Origin of the sequence: Rathayibacter sp. VKM Ac-2805 (genome assembly GCF_009834265.1) — a bacterium.
Lineage (GTDB): Bacteria > Actinomycetota > Actinomycetes > Actinomycetales > Microbacteriaceae > Rathayibacter.
Genome location: NZ_CP047185.1, coordinates 16020 through 29968, shown reverse-complemented (window position 1 = coordinate 29968; position 13949 = coordinate 16020). Strand labels below are relative to the sequence as shown.

Here is a 13949-nt window from a genome sequence, read left to right as displayed (position 1 = left end):
GCGTGGCCCCCACTCCGGAGAGCGGCTCCGGCCACGGCGCGGTGCGCGAGAGCGCCGCCGTCTCGCACGTCGGCAGGATCCGCTCCAACAACCAGGACTCCGGCTACGCGGGCCGGCAGCTCTTCGTCGTCGCCGACGGCATGGGCGGTCACGCGGGCGGCGACGTCGCCTCCTCCATCGCGATCAAGCGCATCGCGGAGGCGGACCGCGTCTACGCCTCCACCTACGAGGCCGAGGACGAGCTCAAGCGCACCCTGCTGGCGGCCAACACCCTGCTGGCCGACGCCGTGGTCGACCACCCCGAGCTCACCGGCATGGGCACCACCGTCAGCGCGATCGCCCGCGTCGGCGAGTCGGTGGCGATCGCGCACATCGGCGACTCCCGCATCTACGTCCTCCGCGACGGCCGGCTCGAGCAGGTCACGACCGACCACACCTTCGTGCAGCGCCTCGTCGACTCCGGCCGCATCACGGAGGAGGAGGCGATGACGCATCCGCGCCGCTCCGTCCTGATGCGGGTCCTCGGCGATGTGCACACCAACCCCGAGATCGACACGCTCACGCTCGAGACCGAGCCGCACGACCGCTGGCTGATCTGCTCCGACGGCCTCTCCGGCGTCGTCCCGCACGACGAGATCCTCAAGGAGCTCAGCCGCGACGAGACCGCCCAGCAGGTGGCCGACCGCCTGATCCGCGACAGCCTCTCGCACGGCGCCCCGGACAACGTCACCGTCGTCGTCCTCGACATCCCCGGGGCGGGCGACACCGCGCGCATCCTCGCCCCCGTGGAGGAGCCGGTCGTCGTCGGATCCGCCGCCGCGCCCACGCCCTTCAGCACCGACGACTCGCAGAACCGCGTCCGGATCCCCGGCCTCCGCCTGCACACCCGGGCTCCCGCCGCGCAGGGCCCCACCCACTTCGAGCCCGCGTCCGAGGACTACCTCGACGAGCTGATCGAGGAGGACCGCCGCCGGCACCTGCGCCGCCGCATCACCTGGCTCGTCGGCCTGTCCCTCGTGCTCATCATCGGATTCCTCGGGATCCTCTTCGCCTACGACTGGACGCAGTCCCGCTTCTACGTCGGCACCGACGGGGACACCGTGATCATCTACCAGGGCATCCAGCAGTCGGTCGGCCCGCTCTCGCTCTCGGAGGTGAAGGAGGACACGGGCATCCCGCTCGACTCCCTCCGCGCCTACGACGTCGAGCAGCTGGAGCAGACGATCAGCGCCGACTCCTACGCCGGCGCGGTCGACATCGTCGAGCGCCTCACGGACGCGAACGGAGCACCATGACGGACGCCGCCACGGCCACCGCCCGCCCCGCCCCCGAGCGGCAGGGCTTCTTCCGCCAGAAGCTGCGCAATCTCGAGCTCCTGCTCCTGATCGGCGCATGCCTGATCGACGCCGGCGCCATCGTGCTCGTGCAGCTCGGCGCCCTCGGCTCGATCGACACCACGCTGGTCTCGCTGGGCGCCGGCCTCTCGGCGCTCGTGCTCGCCGTGCACGTCGTGCTGCGCTTCGCGGCCCCGGCGGCCGACCCCTTCCTCCTCCCGATCGCCACCGTGCTGAACGGCCTGGGCGTCGCCGAGATCTACCGGATCGACATCGCCGACGGCGCGACCGGCTGGGAGTCGGTGGCGGTGCGGCAGATCTTCTGGAGCGCCCTGGCCGTCGTGGCGGCGATCGTGGTGCTGCTGGTCATCCGCAACCACCGCGTGCTGTTCCGCTACACCTACGTCGCCGGGTTCGCGGCGATCGTGCTGCTCCTGCTGCCGCTCCTGCCCTTCATCGGCCGCGAGGTCAGCGGCGCGCGCGTGTGGATCGGGATCGGCGACGTGGCGAGCTTCCAGCCCGGCGAGATCGCCAAGATCGCCCTCGCGGTCTTCTTCGCCGGCTACCTCGTGCGCAACCGCGACTCCCTCTCGATGGTGGGCCGCACCGTCCTCGGGATGCGCTTCCCGCGCCTGCGCGACCTCGGCCCGATCCTGGTGGTCTGGGCTGTCACGATGGGCGTCATCGTCTTCCAGCGCGACCTGGGGACGGCGCTGCTCTACTTCGGCCTGTTCCTGGTCATGCTCTACGTCGCGACCGGGCGCACCAGCTGGGTCCTCATCGGCGTCGGCCTGTTCCTCGGCGGTGCGCTGCTGGCGAGCCAGACGCTCGACTACGTGGGCAACCGCTTCGCCAACTGGCTCGAGCCGTTCAGCGCCGAGCGCTACGGGGCGGATCCGGGCGGCAGCTACCAGCTCGTGCAGGGCCTCTTCGGGCTCGCGCACGGCGGGCTGCTCGGCACGGGCCTCGGCCAGGGGATGCCGGATCTCACGCCGGTCCCGCAGTCCGACTACATCATCGCCAGCCTCGGCGAGGAGCTGGGCCTCGCCGGGCTCTTCGCGATCTTCGGCCTCTACCTCCTGCTGGTCTCGCGCGGGTTCCGCATCGGCTTCGCCGGGCAGGACGACTTCGGGCGCCTCCTGGGAGTCGGCCTCTCGTTCGTGATCGCCCTGCAGTGCTTCATCGTCATCGGAGGCGTCACCCGCGTCATCCCGCTGACCGGCCTGACCACGCCGTTCCTCGCCGCCGGCGGCTCCTCCCTCGTGGCGAACTGGATGATCGTGGCGGTGCTGCTGCGCCTGTCCGACACAGTCCGCAGTCAGCCTCGTCTGGTGGTGTGATCCGTCGATGAACCGAGAACTCAAACGGGTGAGCCTCGTCGTGCTGACGATGTTCGTGGCCCTCTTCCTCTCCACCACCACCATCCAGGTGATCCAGGCCGACTCCCTCGACGAGGACGGTCGCAACACGCGGACCCTCTACGAGAGCTTCTCGACCGAGCGCGGTGCGATCCTCGCCGGCGGTCAGCCGATCGCCTCCTCGACGCCGTCGGACGACCTCTACAAGTTCCAGCGGCAGTACGCGAACGGCCCGCTCTACTCCGCCGTGACCGGCTACTTCACCCTGAACCAGGGCACCACCGGCATCGAGCGCACGCTCAACGACTACCTCTCGGGCACCTCGAACTCGCAGTTCTTCGACGAGATCAACAACCTCGTCACGGGCCAGGACCCGAAGGGCGCGTCGGTCGAGCTCTCGATCGACCCGGTCGCCCAGCAGGCCGCCTTCGACGCGCTCGGCGACTACACGGGGGCCGTCGTCGTGACGGAGCCGGCCACCGGCCGCATCCTCGCGATGGTCTCGAAGCCCACCTTCGACCCCACCGCGCTGGCCTCCCACGACACCGACGACGTCCTCGCCGCCTACCGGGCGCTGAACGACGACTCCTCCGAGCCCCTCGTGAACCGTGCGATCGGCGGCTCGCTCAACCCGCCCGGCTCCGTCTTCAAGCTCGTCGTGGCCTCGGCCGCCCTCGAGTCCGGCCGCTTCACGGCCGACTCGAGCTTCCCCAACGTCGAGTCCTACACGCTGCCCGGCTCCTCGTCGCAGGTGATCAACTCCGGAGGCGGTCTCTGCGGCTCCGGAGAGACGGTCACGCTGGCCACCGCCGTCTCGCTCTCCTGCAACGTCCCGATGGCCGAGATGGGCGTGCAGCTGGGAGCGGACGCGATCCGCTCGCAGGCCGAGAAGTTCGGCTTCGACACCGAGCTCGAGATCCCGATGTCGGTCGAGGCGAGCACCTACCCGACGAAGACGGACGACGCCCAGACGGCCCTCACCGCCTTCGGGCAGTACGAGGTGCGCGCGACGCCGCTGCAGATCGCCATGGTCTCCGCGGCGATCGCGAACGGCGGCGAGGTGATGCAGCCGAACCTGGTCGACTCGATCCGCTCGCAGGACCTCAGCGTGCTGCAGCAGTTCCAGGAGAAGTCGCTCGGCCGGGCTGTGAGCACGCAGACCGCGGACGCCGTCAAGGCGATGATGGTCGCCAGCGTCCAGGGCGGCGCGGCGACGAATGCAACAATAGGGGGCGTCACTGTGGCCGGTAAGACCGGTACCGCCGAGAACGGCGGGGACGACCCGTACACCCTCTGGTTCACCGGCTTCGCGCCTGCGGACGACCCGCAGTACGCCATCACCGTGCTCGTGGAGAACGGTGGAGGGCTCGGCCAGACCGGGTACGGCAACCTGATCGCCGCACCCATCGGACAACAGGTACTAGAGGCGGTGCTGAACAAATGAGACCCACGACAGGCCTCACCTTCGGGGGACGCTACGAGCTGCAGTCCCGGATCGCCATCGGCGGCATGGGAGAGGTGTGGCAGGCGACCGATCTGGTCATCGGCCGCACCATCGCGATCAAGATCCTGAAGGACGAGTACCTCGGCGACCCCGGCTTCCTCGAGCGCTTCCGCGCCGAGGCCCGCCACGCGGCGCTGGTCAACCACGAGGGCATCGCCAACGTCTACGACTACGGCGAAGAGGACGGCTCGGCCTACCTGGTCATGGAGCTCGTCCCCGGCGAGGCGCTCTCGACCATCCTCGAGCGCGAGCGCGTCCTGTCGACCGACAAGGTCCTCGACATCGTCGCGCAGACCGCGCTCGCCCTGCACGCCGCGCACGCCGCGGGCCTCGTGCACCGCGATGTGAAGCCGGGCAACCTGCTCATCACGCCGGACGGCCGCGTCAAGATCACCGACTTCGGCATCGCGCGCATCGCCGACCAGGTCCCGCTGACGGCGACCGGGCAGGTCATGGGCACGGTCCAGTACCTGTCCCCGGAGCAGGCGAGCGGCCAGCCCGCCTCCCCCGCCACCGACATCTACTCGCTGGGCATCGTCGCGTACGAGTGCCTGGCCGGGCGCCGCCCCTTCACGGGCGAGTCGCAGGTCGCCATCGCGATGGCGCAGATCAACGACACCCCGCCGGAGCTGCCGGTCACGGTCGCGGAGCCGGTGCGCAACCTCGTCTACTCCTGCATCGCCAAGAAGCCGGCCGACCGCCCCGCCACCGCCGCGCACCTCGCGCGGGCGGCCCAGGCGCTGCGCTCGGGCGACGTGCGCGGAGCGGCGCTGGCCGTCCCCGCGGTCCTCAGCGACCTGCCCGCGACGCAGGCGACCACGGTCCTCCCCTCCAACCAGGGCGCGACGCAGGCGACCACGGTGCTCCCCTCCGGCGCGCCCGCGGCCGCGGCCGCCGCTCCGTTCGTGCCGATCGAGGAGCCGCTCGAGGCCTCCGAGGAGCCGCGCAGGCGCAGCCCCTGGACCTGGCCGCTGATCGCCCTCATCGTGATCCTCGCCGTCGTCATCGCGGGCACGATCTTCGCCCTGACGACCGGCGGGAGCAGCGACCCGGCCGCCTCCCCCACCGCGACGACCAGCACGGCCCCGTCGCCGACGCCGTCCGAGACTCCGAGTCCCACGCCGACGCCGACCTCGAACACGGTCGTCATCGACAAGGCCGACTACGTCGGGCGCTCCTTCGACGACGTCGAGACCGAGCTCGAGGCCCTGGGCATGGGCGTCCGCCGCGCGGACGGCCCGAGCGCCCCCACCGCCGAGCAGGTCGGACTCGTCGAGGACGTGAACCCCACCGCGAACGTGGTGAAGGGCACGACCATCGAGGTCTCCGTCTTCACCGAGGTCGCGACCCCGGACGCACCGACCGCCGTGCCGACCGTCACCCCCGCCGCCTCCAGCGTCGAGGCGGGCGCGACGTTCAACGTCACCTGGAGCAACTACAACCAGTGCCCGAGCGGAACCTCCGTGAGCGGTTACCGGGTGACCGCGACCGGTGAGGGCGCGAGCGTGACGAGCACCAACCCGTCGAACTCGACGACCGCGACGATCCAGGCCGGCACCACGGCGGGCACGATCGACGTCACGTACACCGTGCTCTGCGGCGAGTCGGAGTCGGCGGCCTCGCCCACCCTGTCCGTCACCGTCGAGGAGCCGGCTCCGACCCCGGCGCCGACCCCCACCTCGAAGGCCACCTCGACGCCCACCCCCTCCGAGTAGCGGCGGCGCGCCGGCCCGGGGCATCGCTCCGGCCCGGCGCCTCGGGGCCGTCGCGTCGCGCCCCCGCCCGGAACACCAGGGGCCCATAGGTACACTTGCCGTGGCTCCTCGGGGCCGCACCACACGGAAGTACAGGGCGGGAGCGTGCGCGTGACGGATGAGGGTCGCCTGATCGCGGGACGGTACCAGGTCGGGCCCCGGCTCGGCCGCGGCGGGATGTCCGAGGTGTACCTCGGCACCGACACCCGGCTCGGCCGCACCGTCGCCATCAAGGAGCTGAAGCTCTCCCTCTCCTCCGACTCCGCCTTCCGCCTGCGGTTCCGGCAGGAGGCGCAGTCCGCGTCGCGCATGTCGCACCCCACGATCGTCCGGGTCTTCGACGCGGGCGAGGAGGTCTCGCTCGACGACAACGGCGCCGAGTCGCGCCGGCCCTTCATCGTCATGGAGCACATCGAGGGCCGCCTCCTCAAGGACCTGATCGCCGAGGGCCCCCTCGACGTGGACGAGGCCGTCCGCATCACGGAGGGCATCCTCACCGCCCTCGAGTACTCGCACCGCGCAGGTGTCGTCCACCGCGACATCAAGCCCGGCAACATCATGCTGACCCCGTCGGGCCAGGTGAAGGTGATGGACTTCGGGATCGCCCGCGCCGTCTCCGACTCCGCCGCCACGGTCGCTCAGACCACGGCGATCCTCGGCACCGCGGCCTACTTCTCCCCCGAGCAGGCGAAGGGCGAGCAGGTCGACGCCCGCAGCGACCTCTACTCCGCCGGCATCGTGCTCTTCGAGCTCCTCACCGGCCGTGCGCCCTTCCGCGGCGACACCCCGGTGGCCGTCGCCTACCAGCACGTCAGCGAGACGCCGCCGGCGCCGAGCTCCATCAACCCGGCCGTCACGCCGGCGCTCGACGCGGTCGTCGCCCGCGCGCTGTCGAAGGACCGCTACGAGCGCTTCCAGGGAGCTGCGGAGTTCCGCGACGACCTGCGCGACGCCGCCGCCGGACGCCTCCCCGACCACCGCCCGATCGACGAGCTGACCACCTCGCTCTTCGCGGCCCGCAGCCAGGGTGGAGTCAACGACTCCGAGCTCGCCCTCCGCCAGCTGGCCGAGGACAACTCGATCGTCCGCACCCAGCGCCGCCCGCCGGTCCTCTGGATCTGGTCCTCGATCGTCGTGCTGGCCGTGATCGTCGCCGCACTCGTGATCTGGGTGCTGACGCTCCAGCCCGCGTCGACCCTCCCGTCGCAGTCGCGCGAGGTCCCCACCCTCACCGAGACCACCTACGACAGCGCCCAGTCGACCCTGACCGAGCTCGACCTCGTGCCGAGCCAGGTCGCGGAGTACAGCTCGACCGTCCCCGAGGGCGAGGTGATCCGCACGGATCCGGGCTCGGGCACGATCGTCGCGCCCGAGACGGTCATCCGCATCGTCGTGTCCCAGGGTCCGCAGCCCGTCGCCGTGCCGGACACCGTCGGGCAGAGCCTCGCCGAGGCCATCGACGCGCTCACCGCCGTCGGCTTCGTCGAGGGCTCCCAGACCCGCGAGAACTCGCCGACCGTCCCGGGCGACGTCGTGCTCTCCGCCTCCCCCGGAGCGGGACAGCAGGTCGCCCCGGGCACGCCGGTCGACCTCACCGTCTCCTCCGGCCAGGTCACGCTCCCCGACCTCGTCGGGACGTCCCTCAGCAGCGCGCTGGCCACCCTCGCCTCCGAGAAGCTGCAGCTCGTGGGGGTCGAGGTCCCGGACGAGACCTGCGACGCGACCCGGGCGAACCCGCCCATCACGACCCAGTCCCTGGCTCCGGGCGACGTCCCGCAGGGATCGACCGTCCAGCTCGGATACTGCGCGGGCTGACCCGGCCTGCGGCCCGCTGCGGCTGCGGCGTCGGCCGACGGCGCCCGGTGGAGGCCGGGCCGCTGCTCTGCGCGCCGAGAAGGGCTCGTCCGGACGTTGCTCGTCGGGTCGATGCTCCGCGAGGCCGACAGCCCCGAGGTGAACGGCTACGCCCGGCGCGCGTCGGCGAGCGGGGGCTGGAGCCGCACGACCTCGCCGCCTGCCGATCCGTCGGCGGGGCGTGCGATCCTGCCGCGGATGTCGCTCGGGGTGAGCCCCTCGCGGCGCTTGAGCGCACGGCGGAGGTGGTCCGCCGAGGAGAATCCGGACGCGGCGGCGATCGCCTCGAGCGGGACCTCCCGCGGGCGGCGGCGCAGGAGCTCCACGGCGCTGGCGACCCGGGAGCGCTCGATCTCGCTCGCGACCGTGGTGCCCGCGTCCTCGAAGAGCCGCTGGAGGGAGCGGGTGGACACGTTGACCGCGTCGGCCACCGCCTCCGGGGTGCAGCGCGGCGTGCGGTGCGTCCGGTCGATGACCGTGCGCGCGCGCCCGAGCGTGGCGGCCCGGACGCTCGTGGTGCCGGGCTGCGAGCTCGCCGCCGCGAGGAACGCGCTGGTGAGGAGCTGCTTGACCACATGGGCGAAGCCGGTGACCTCGCCCTCACCGGGCAGCCCCGTCCCGGACTCCGCCGCGAGGGCGAAGGCGGTCGTGAAGGCGTATGCGGCGCGGGTGGACCGGGCGTCGGGATCGAGCGCGTAGACCGAGGCCGACGTGTCGAAGCCGTAGCGGCGCATCTCGTCGGCGCGCAGCGAGAGGTGGAGGATCGTGGCCGGAGTCGTCGACTCGGTCGTGAACGTCGTCGTCCCCTGCTGGTACGAGATCGAGCCCGGACGCAGCAGCACCGTTCGGTCCGGGGCGACCATGCGCACGAAGCCGTCGATGAGGAAGCTGAAAGTGAGGAAGGAGGTGTCGTCGGCCGGCCACGTCCCGCGGAGGACGCGCAGCGGCGAGACCGTCATCAGCACGACGCTCAGATCGGCGGTGCCGAATCCCGAACCGGTGATGCTCGGAACGGTGCCGGGTTTGATGACGATGCGCGGTCCGAGATTCTCGAGCTCTCGGATTCCCGAGAAAGCCCAGGAGATCGATGCGACCATCTGGTCCCCCCGGACTTCTCTTGTGGCGCCGACCCCCTGTCGACGCCCTCTGATTATGCAGGGAAAAGGGGCCGCATCCTCCGCCGGGAGCCCGTCAAATCCCGCCACCTGATCGGGGGGTCCGCAAGGGGGTGGACAAGGTCACACTCATACCCTGTCGCGGCATTCTCCTCCGCCCGCCGTCATTTAGCCGTCAGATGGCGGATTTCTACGTGAGAACGCACTCAGGGCGGCATCCCCGTTCGGGGGACGGTGGTCGCTGATCATTCTCAATGCTCTCGACTCGATAACGAGCCCGATAAGCCCGGCGAATTCCGCCTCATCGAGCCGGGATCGAGAGTCCGGGCGTGTCGTCGGCCGATACGGACGCTCCGCCCGGCCTCACCTCGCGCAGCCAGTTCTCGAGAAGGCGCCGCCCGCCCTCGGTGAGGACCGACTCCGGATGGAACTGCACGCCCACGAGCGGAGCACTCCGGTGCCGGACGGCCATGACCACTCCCTCCGGTGTCCGCGCCGTCACCCGCAGCTCCTCGGGAAGGCTCTCGCGGTCGACCGCGAGCGAGTGGTACCGCATCGCGGCGAAGCCGGAGGGCAGGCCGTCGAAGAGCGGATCTCCGTCGTGGAGGACCGCGGACGTCCGGCCGTGCAGCAGCTCCGGCGCCTCCGTGACGCGGGCGCCGAGAGCGTGAGCGAGCACCTGGTGGCCGAGGCAGACTCCGAGCAGCGGCCGCCCGGTCGCCTCCGCCCGCTGCACGAGCGCCGTCGACGCGGGGACGTCCTCGGGGCGGCCCGGTCCGGGTGAGACCAGGACTCCGTCCGCCTCCTCCGCGAGAGCCAGGAGCGCCGTCGTCCCGAGGTCGTCGAACTCGACCACGTCGACCTCGGCACCGAGCTCGCGGAGATACGAGACGAGCGTGAAGACGAAGCTGTCGTGGTGGTCGACGACCAGGATCCGCGGGGCCGCGCCGCCGGTCACGAGCCGACGGTCACGTTCCGGTCGAGCACGAGCGACTGCACCCAGGGGAACACCCACTCGTCGAGCGCGACCAGGACCGCCGCGACGAGGACGAGGACGATCAGGAGCCGGACCCACCACGGCCCGGGCAGAAGCCGCCACAGCGCTGCGTACACGGTCAGCCCTCCTGAGCCAGCGAGGCGGCGATCTCGGCGGGGGCGCCCGCGGACCGCGGCTGGAACGAGTCGAAGACGCCGTACGCGATGATCCGCTCGGCCGTCGAGTAGAGCGGGTTGCAGCTCGTCAGCGTGATCAGGCGATCGGTCGGAGCCGCGTCCGGAGTCCACGGAACCGGGTCGATCACCTGGACGTCGGAGGGCTGGACGTACTCGAGATTGCGGAAGCGGTAGGTGTACCAGCCGTCCGCCGTCTCGATGTAGATCGGGTCGCCGAGCTGGAGCTCGTCGATCAGGTGCATGCCTCCGCCGTACGCGCTGCGGTGCGCGGCGAGCGCGAAGTTGCCGGCCTGGCCGGGCATCTGCGTCCCGGGGTAGTGGCCGATGCTCCCCTCGTCGAGCACGTTCTCGGCGTCGATGCCCTCGGCGATCGTGCGCACCCACCCCTCGCCGTAGCGCGGGATGTAGAGGTTGCCGAAGGAGGTGTCGAGGGCGGCGACCGACGCGACGACCGGCTCCGCCGGGGCGGCCTCGGTCGGCTGCGGTGCCGGAGAGGAGTCGCCCCAGGTCTCGCGGAGCTCCGCGGCCTGCGTCGTCTGCCGGCCCGCGATCACCGCGTCGTTCCACCAGAGCTGCCAGGCCAGGAAGAGCAGGACCAGGACGCCGGCGGTCATCAGGAGCTCGCCGACGACTCCGAAGAACGAGAGTCGTCGGACCGGGCGGGCCCTCCGTCGCTTCGCTCGCGGCCGCAGAGCCGCCCCGTCGGGGTTCTGGGCGGTCATGCGACGAGTCTAGGCGCGAGCCGTGACCGGCTGTGGCGCATGATCCGGACCTGTGGAGAGCCCTCCCGAGTCGCCGCCTGAGGAGGGCCGATGGGACCACTCGAGCGCCTGCACCGGCCGCTCCGCGAGTCCGCACAGCACCCGCGCAGCCCCGGCGCTCCCGGCCCGGAGCCTCCGCCCGGTACAGTGGTCGGCATGGCACGAGCGACGAAGAGCCCGAAGCCCGAGCGCGACGAGGCCCGGACCGGCGAGAACGCACCGAATCCGGTCTGGTTCAAGCCGGTGATGTTCGGCTTCATGCTGCTCGGACTCGCCTGGATCATCGTCTTCTACGTGAGCCAGGGCACCCTGCCGATCCCCGATCTCGGCAACCTCAACATCCTGATCGGCTTCGGCATCGCGTTCATCGGCTTCCTGATGACGACGCGCTGGCGCTGAGCCTCCCCCAGTCGTGAACGACGCCCCGTCCGGTCCGCCGACGGGGCGTTCGTCGTCGGTGGAGCGTCTGCGCACCGCCGGCTGCGTCTTCGCCGAGGAGGAGGCGGGCCTGCTCGAGGAGGCCGCCGACTCCTCCTCCGACCTCGAGCTGCTGCTCCGCCGCCGCGAGACGGGCGAGCCCCTCGAGCAGATCCTCGGCTGGGTCGCCTTCCGCGGCCTGCGCGTCCCCGTCGCACCCGGCGTCTTCGTGCCCCGCGTGCGCACCGAGTGGCTGGTCGACTGCGCCCTAGAGGTCCTCCCGGGCGGTGCCGTGGTGCTCGACCTCTGCTGCGGATCCGGCGCCCTCGCCCGGTCGATCTCCGAGGAGCGGCCGGACGTCCGCCTGCTCGCGGCCGACCTCTCCCCCGCCGCCGTCGCCTGCGCGCGCCGCACGCTCGCAGGCCGCGCCGACGTCCACGAGGGCGACCTCTTCGACGCCCTCCCCCGGAGTGAGCGCGGGCGGATCGACGTCGTCGTCGTCAACGCCCCCTACGTCCCCACCGCGGCGATCGCGCTCATGCCGCCGGAGGCCCGGGTGCACGAGCCGATGCTCACGCTCGACGGCGGGTCGGACGGGCTCGCCCTCCACCGCCGCATCGCTCAGGAGGCGGGAGCGTGGCTCGCACCCCACGGCGTCGTCGTGATCGAGGTCGGCGCGGATCAGGCCGCGGCGAGTGCCTCCGCGTTCCAGGCGGCCGGGTTCGCCACCTCGCTGCACCGCGACGACGACCGTGAGGCGACGGCCCTGGTGGCCGTCCGCCGGAGAACTACACCGCTGTAATTATCCCCAGCTGTGGAATCTCCTGTGGAGAACTCCGCGGTCCCCGCCGCGCTGGCCTGCTCGAGGCGAGGAGGGCCCGGATCCGCACCAGTCCGCCGGTCCTCGGACGCGCCGCCGTCCCCGGATCGTCCTCCCGAGGAGGACACCCGGGACGTTCTCCCCAGTGTTAACAACTCTGTGGATAACTTCCTCCCCACCTGTTGAGAGCACCTGTGGACAGCGGTGGAGACGGTCGCCGCGGGAACGACGAAGCGGCGGGCCCGGGAGTGCGCGAGGCACTGCCGGACCCGCCGCTGCGGGAGGGGGGATCAGCCGAGGACGTAGGCGCCCGCGGTGATCGCCACCAGTCCGACTCCGATGAGCCCGACGAGGAGGTTCTGCGTGCGCCGCTGGGCGCGCTGCCGCGTCTTCGTGAAGACCAGCCCGATGAGCGCGCCCGCCACCAGACCGCCGACGTGCGCCTGCCACGCCACGTTCATCCCGGGCAGGAAGCCGATGACGAGGTTCAGTCCGACCAGCACCAGCAGCTGCGACGCCTGACCGCCCAGGTGCCGGAGGATCACCAGGTACGCGCCCATCAGCCCGAAGATCGCACCGGAGGCGCCGATCACCGGGGTCAACGGGTTCGCGAGGAGCAGGACGCCCACCGATCCGGCGAAACCGCTCAGGAGGAAGAGGGTGAGGTAGCGCCCGCGGCCAAGCATGCGCTCGAGCACCATGCCGAACACCCACAGCGTGTACATGTTCAGCACCAGGTGGAACGGGATGACGATGAAGAGCGACGTGCTGTGGAGGAACACCGAGGTGAGCATCCGCCACGGCTCGAAGCCGGCACCGAAGCCGGGGAGCGTGTAGGCGGGGGCGTACAGGAGCGCGTTGACCGCCGGACCGCCGACGAAGGGGAGGATCTCGACGATCCACAGCACGATGCAGAGCGCGATGATCGCGTAGGTCACCGTCGGCTGGTCGGCTCGGGTCATGGCCCGCACTCGGGAGAGGAGGGGACCGCGGGTGCGCGGCGCGGTGGCGCGCTGCTGCGCCATGTCGTCCGGGCAGATCACGCCGACCGGAGCGGGCGTCTGGCACTCGCCGCAGATGGTGCGGCCGCACCGCTGGCAGCGCACGAAGCTCTGCCGGTCGGGGTGTCGGTAGCAGGAGTAGGTGCTGCTCGGCGGGACCTGGGTCACGGACGTGCCTCCGGGGAGAACGAGGGCCGGGCCCTGACGGACCCGGCCCTCGAATGAGTGGTGGATGAGGCGATCAGACCTCGGTGATCTCGACGCTCTCGATCACGACGTCCTCGAGCGGCTTGTCGCGGCCGTCGGTGGGGACCGCCGAGAGCGACTGCACGAGCTTCTTCGACTCCTCGTCGGCGACGGCGCCGAAGATGGTGTGCTTGCCCTGGAGCCAGGTGGTCGGCGCCACGGTGATGAAGAACTGCGAGCCGTTGGTGCCGCGGCCCGCCTGCTTGCCGGCGTTCGCCATCGCGAGGATGTAGGGCTGGGTGAAGTCGAGCTCCGAGTTGATCTCGTCGTCGAACTGGTAGCCCGGGCCGCCGATGCCCTGGCCGAGCGGGTCGCCGCCCTGGAGCATGAAGTCGGGGATGATGCGGTGGAAGACGGTGCCGTTGTAGAGCGGCTCCTTCGTCTTCGCACCCGTGGCGGGGTGGGTCCACTCGATGTCGCCGGTCGCGAGACCGACGAAGTTGCGGACCGTCTTGGGAGCGTGGTTCCCGTAGAGGTTGACGACGATGTCGCCCTTGTTGGTGTGGAACGTCGCGACTGCGGTGTGCAAAGGCATGCTCGGATTCTCGCACAGCGCGTCTGTAGGCCCCTGCAACGCCCGGTGTCAATGCGCTGGGTGCGCGATGCGGACGC

13 protein-coding genes are annotated in these 13949 nt (G+C 71.3%); 7 read left to right on the top strand and 6 right to left on the bottom strand.

Translation table 11 applies throughout. The features are described 5' to 3' along the window. Positions 1-2 precede the first annotated feature (2 nt). The 5 genes from GSU40_RS00135 (at position 3) to pknB (ending at position 7765) form a co-directional block, all read left to right on the top strand. On the top strand, positions 3-1295 hold the full coding sequence (locus GSU40_RS00135) for a Stp1/IreP family PP2C-type Ser/Thr phosphatase (protein WP_244229533.1): 1293 nt from the start codon (positions 3-5) through the stop codon (positions 1293-1295). Next, positions 1292-2674: an FtsW/RodA/SpoVE family cell cycle protein gene (locus tag GSU40_RS00130; RefSeq protein ID WP_104225777.1), complete on the top strand. Its 1383-nt coding sequence runs from the start codon at positions 1292-1294 to the stop codon at positions 2672-2674. Before GSU40_RS00135 ends, GSU40_RS00130 begins: the two co-directional genes overlap by 4 nt. 7 nt (positions 2675-2681) lie before the next feature. Further along, the gene (locus GSU40_RS00125) at positions 2682-4136 is read left to right on the top strand and encodes a penicillin-binding protein 2 (protein ID WP_104232999.1); all 1455 of its coding nucleotides are present in this window, start codon (positions 2682-2684) and stop codon (positions 4134-4136) included. Next, entirely contained in the window at positions 4133-5911 is a 1779-nt protein-coding gene (locus tag GSU40_RS00120; RefSeq protein WP_160033002.1) for a protein kinase, read from the top strand. Before GSU40_RS00125 ends, GSU40_RS00120 begins: the two co-directional genes overlap by 4 nt. A 150-nt stretch (positions 5912-6061) precedes the next feature. Then, positions 6062-7765 carry a Stk1 family PASTA domain-containing Ser/Thr kinase gene (pknB, locus tag GSU40_RS00115; protein ID WP_104222663.1) on the top strand — a complete coding sequence of 568 codons (1704 nt, stop codon included), beginning with the start codon at positions 6062-6064 and terminating at the stop codon, positions 7763-7765. Positions 7766-7911: 146 nt separating this feature from the next. Here pknB and GSU40_RS00110 read toward each other — a convergent pair whose 3' ends face one another. The 4 genes from GSU40_RS00110 to GSU40_RS00100 all read right to left on the bottom strand — a co-directional run bounded on the left by GSU40_RS00110 (position 7912) and on the right by GSU40_RS00100 (position 10814). Beyond that, positions 7912-8901 (bottom strand): helix-turn-helix domain-containing protein, encoded by a 990-nt coding sequence (locus GSU40_RS00110; protein ID WP_160033000.1) that lies wholly within the window; start codon positions 8899-8901, stop codon positions 7912-7914. Positions 8902-9220: 319 nt separating this feature from the next. Continuing rightward, positions 9221-9877: an aminodeoxychorismate/anthranilate synthase component II gene (locus tag GSU40_RS00105; RefSeq protein ID WP_160032998.1), complete on the bottom strand. Its 657-nt coding sequence runs from the start codon at positions 9875-9877 to the stop codon at positions 9221-9223. Then, positions 9874-10032, bottom strand: coding sequence for a hypothetical protein (locus tag GSU40_RS16840; protein ID WP_167299010.1), 159 nt, complete (start codon positions 10030-10032; stop codon positions 9874-9876). The genes GSU40_RS00105 and GSU40_RS16840 overlap by 4 nt, the downstream gene beginning before the upstream one ends. A 2-nt stretch (positions 10033-10034) precedes the next feature. Further along, a complete protein-coding gene (locus tag GSU40_RS00100; protein ID WP_104232997.1) occupies positions 10035-10814 on the bottom strand; it encodes a class E sortase in 780 nt (259 codons plus the stop codon). A 195-nt stretch (positions 10815-11009) separates the two neighbouring features. On the opposite strand from GSU40_RS00100, the gene GSU40_RS00095 reads away from it, so the two are divergent. Both GSU40_RS00095 and GSU40_RS00090 read left to right on the top strand, forming a co-directional pair. Then, a complete protein-coding gene (locus tag GSU40_RS00095; protein WP_104222667.1) occupies positions 11010-11252 on the top strand; it encodes a cell division protein CrgA in 243 nt (80 codons plus the stop codon). A 13-nt stretch (positions 11253-11265) separates the two neighbouring features. After that, complete coding sequence (locus tag GSU40_RS00090) at positions 11266-12072, top strand: putative protein N(5)-glutamine methyltransferase (RefSeq protein ID WP_208543339.1); 807 nt, start codon at positions 11266-11268, stop codon at positions 12070-12072. Between the two features lie 308 nt (positions 12073-12380). Here the strand turns inward: GSU40_RS00090 and GSU40_RS00085 are convergent, their stop codons facing one another. Together GSU40_RS00085 and GSU40_RS00080 are read right to left on the bottom strand one after the other, a co-directional pair. Next, a complete protein-coding gene (locus tag GSU40_RS00085) occupies positions 12381-13259 on the bottom strand; it encodes a rhomboid family intramembrane serine protease (RefSeq protein ID WP_104222668.1) in 879 nt (292 codons plus the stop codon). 73 nt (positions 13260-13332) lie between these two features. Beyond that, complete coding sequence (locus GSU40_RS00080; protein ID WP_104222669.1) at positions 13333-13872, bottom strand: peptidylprolyl isomerase; 540 nt, start codon at positions 13870-13872, stop codon at positions 13333-13335. Between the last annotated feature and the right edge of the window lie 77 nt (positions 13873-13949).

Bases quoted from the DNA above. Each gene is read 5' to 3' on its own strand.
- GSU40_RS00095 (WP_104222667.1), top strand. From the start codon at position 11,010: ATGGCACGAGCGACGAAGAGCCCGAAGCCCGAGCGCGACGAGGCCCGG.
- GSU40_RS00120 (WP_160033002.1), top strand. From the start codon at position 4,133: ATGAGACCCACGACAGGCCTCACCTTCGGGGGACGCTACGAGCTGCAG.
- GSU40_RS00125 (WP_104232999.1), top strand. From the start codon at position 2,682: ATGAACCGAGAACTCAAACGGGTGAGCCTCGTCGTGCTGACGATGTTC.
- GSU40_RS00130 (WP_104225777.1), top strand. From the start codon at position 1,292: ATGACGGACGCCGCCACGGCCACCGCCCGCCCCGCCCCCGAGCGGCAG.
- GSU40_RS00110 (WP_160033000.1), bottom strand. From the start codon at position 8,901: ATGGTCGCATCGATCTCCTGGGCTTTCTCGGGAATCCGAGAGCTCGAG.
- GSU40_RS00080 (WP_104222669.1), bottom strand. From the start codon at position 13,872: ATGCCTTTGCACACCGCAGTCGCGACGTTCCACACCAACAAGGGCGAC.
- GSU40_RS00100 (WP_104232997.1), bottom strand. From the start codon at position 10,814: ATGACCGCCCAGAACCCCGACGGGGCGGCTCTGCGGCCGCGAGCGAAG.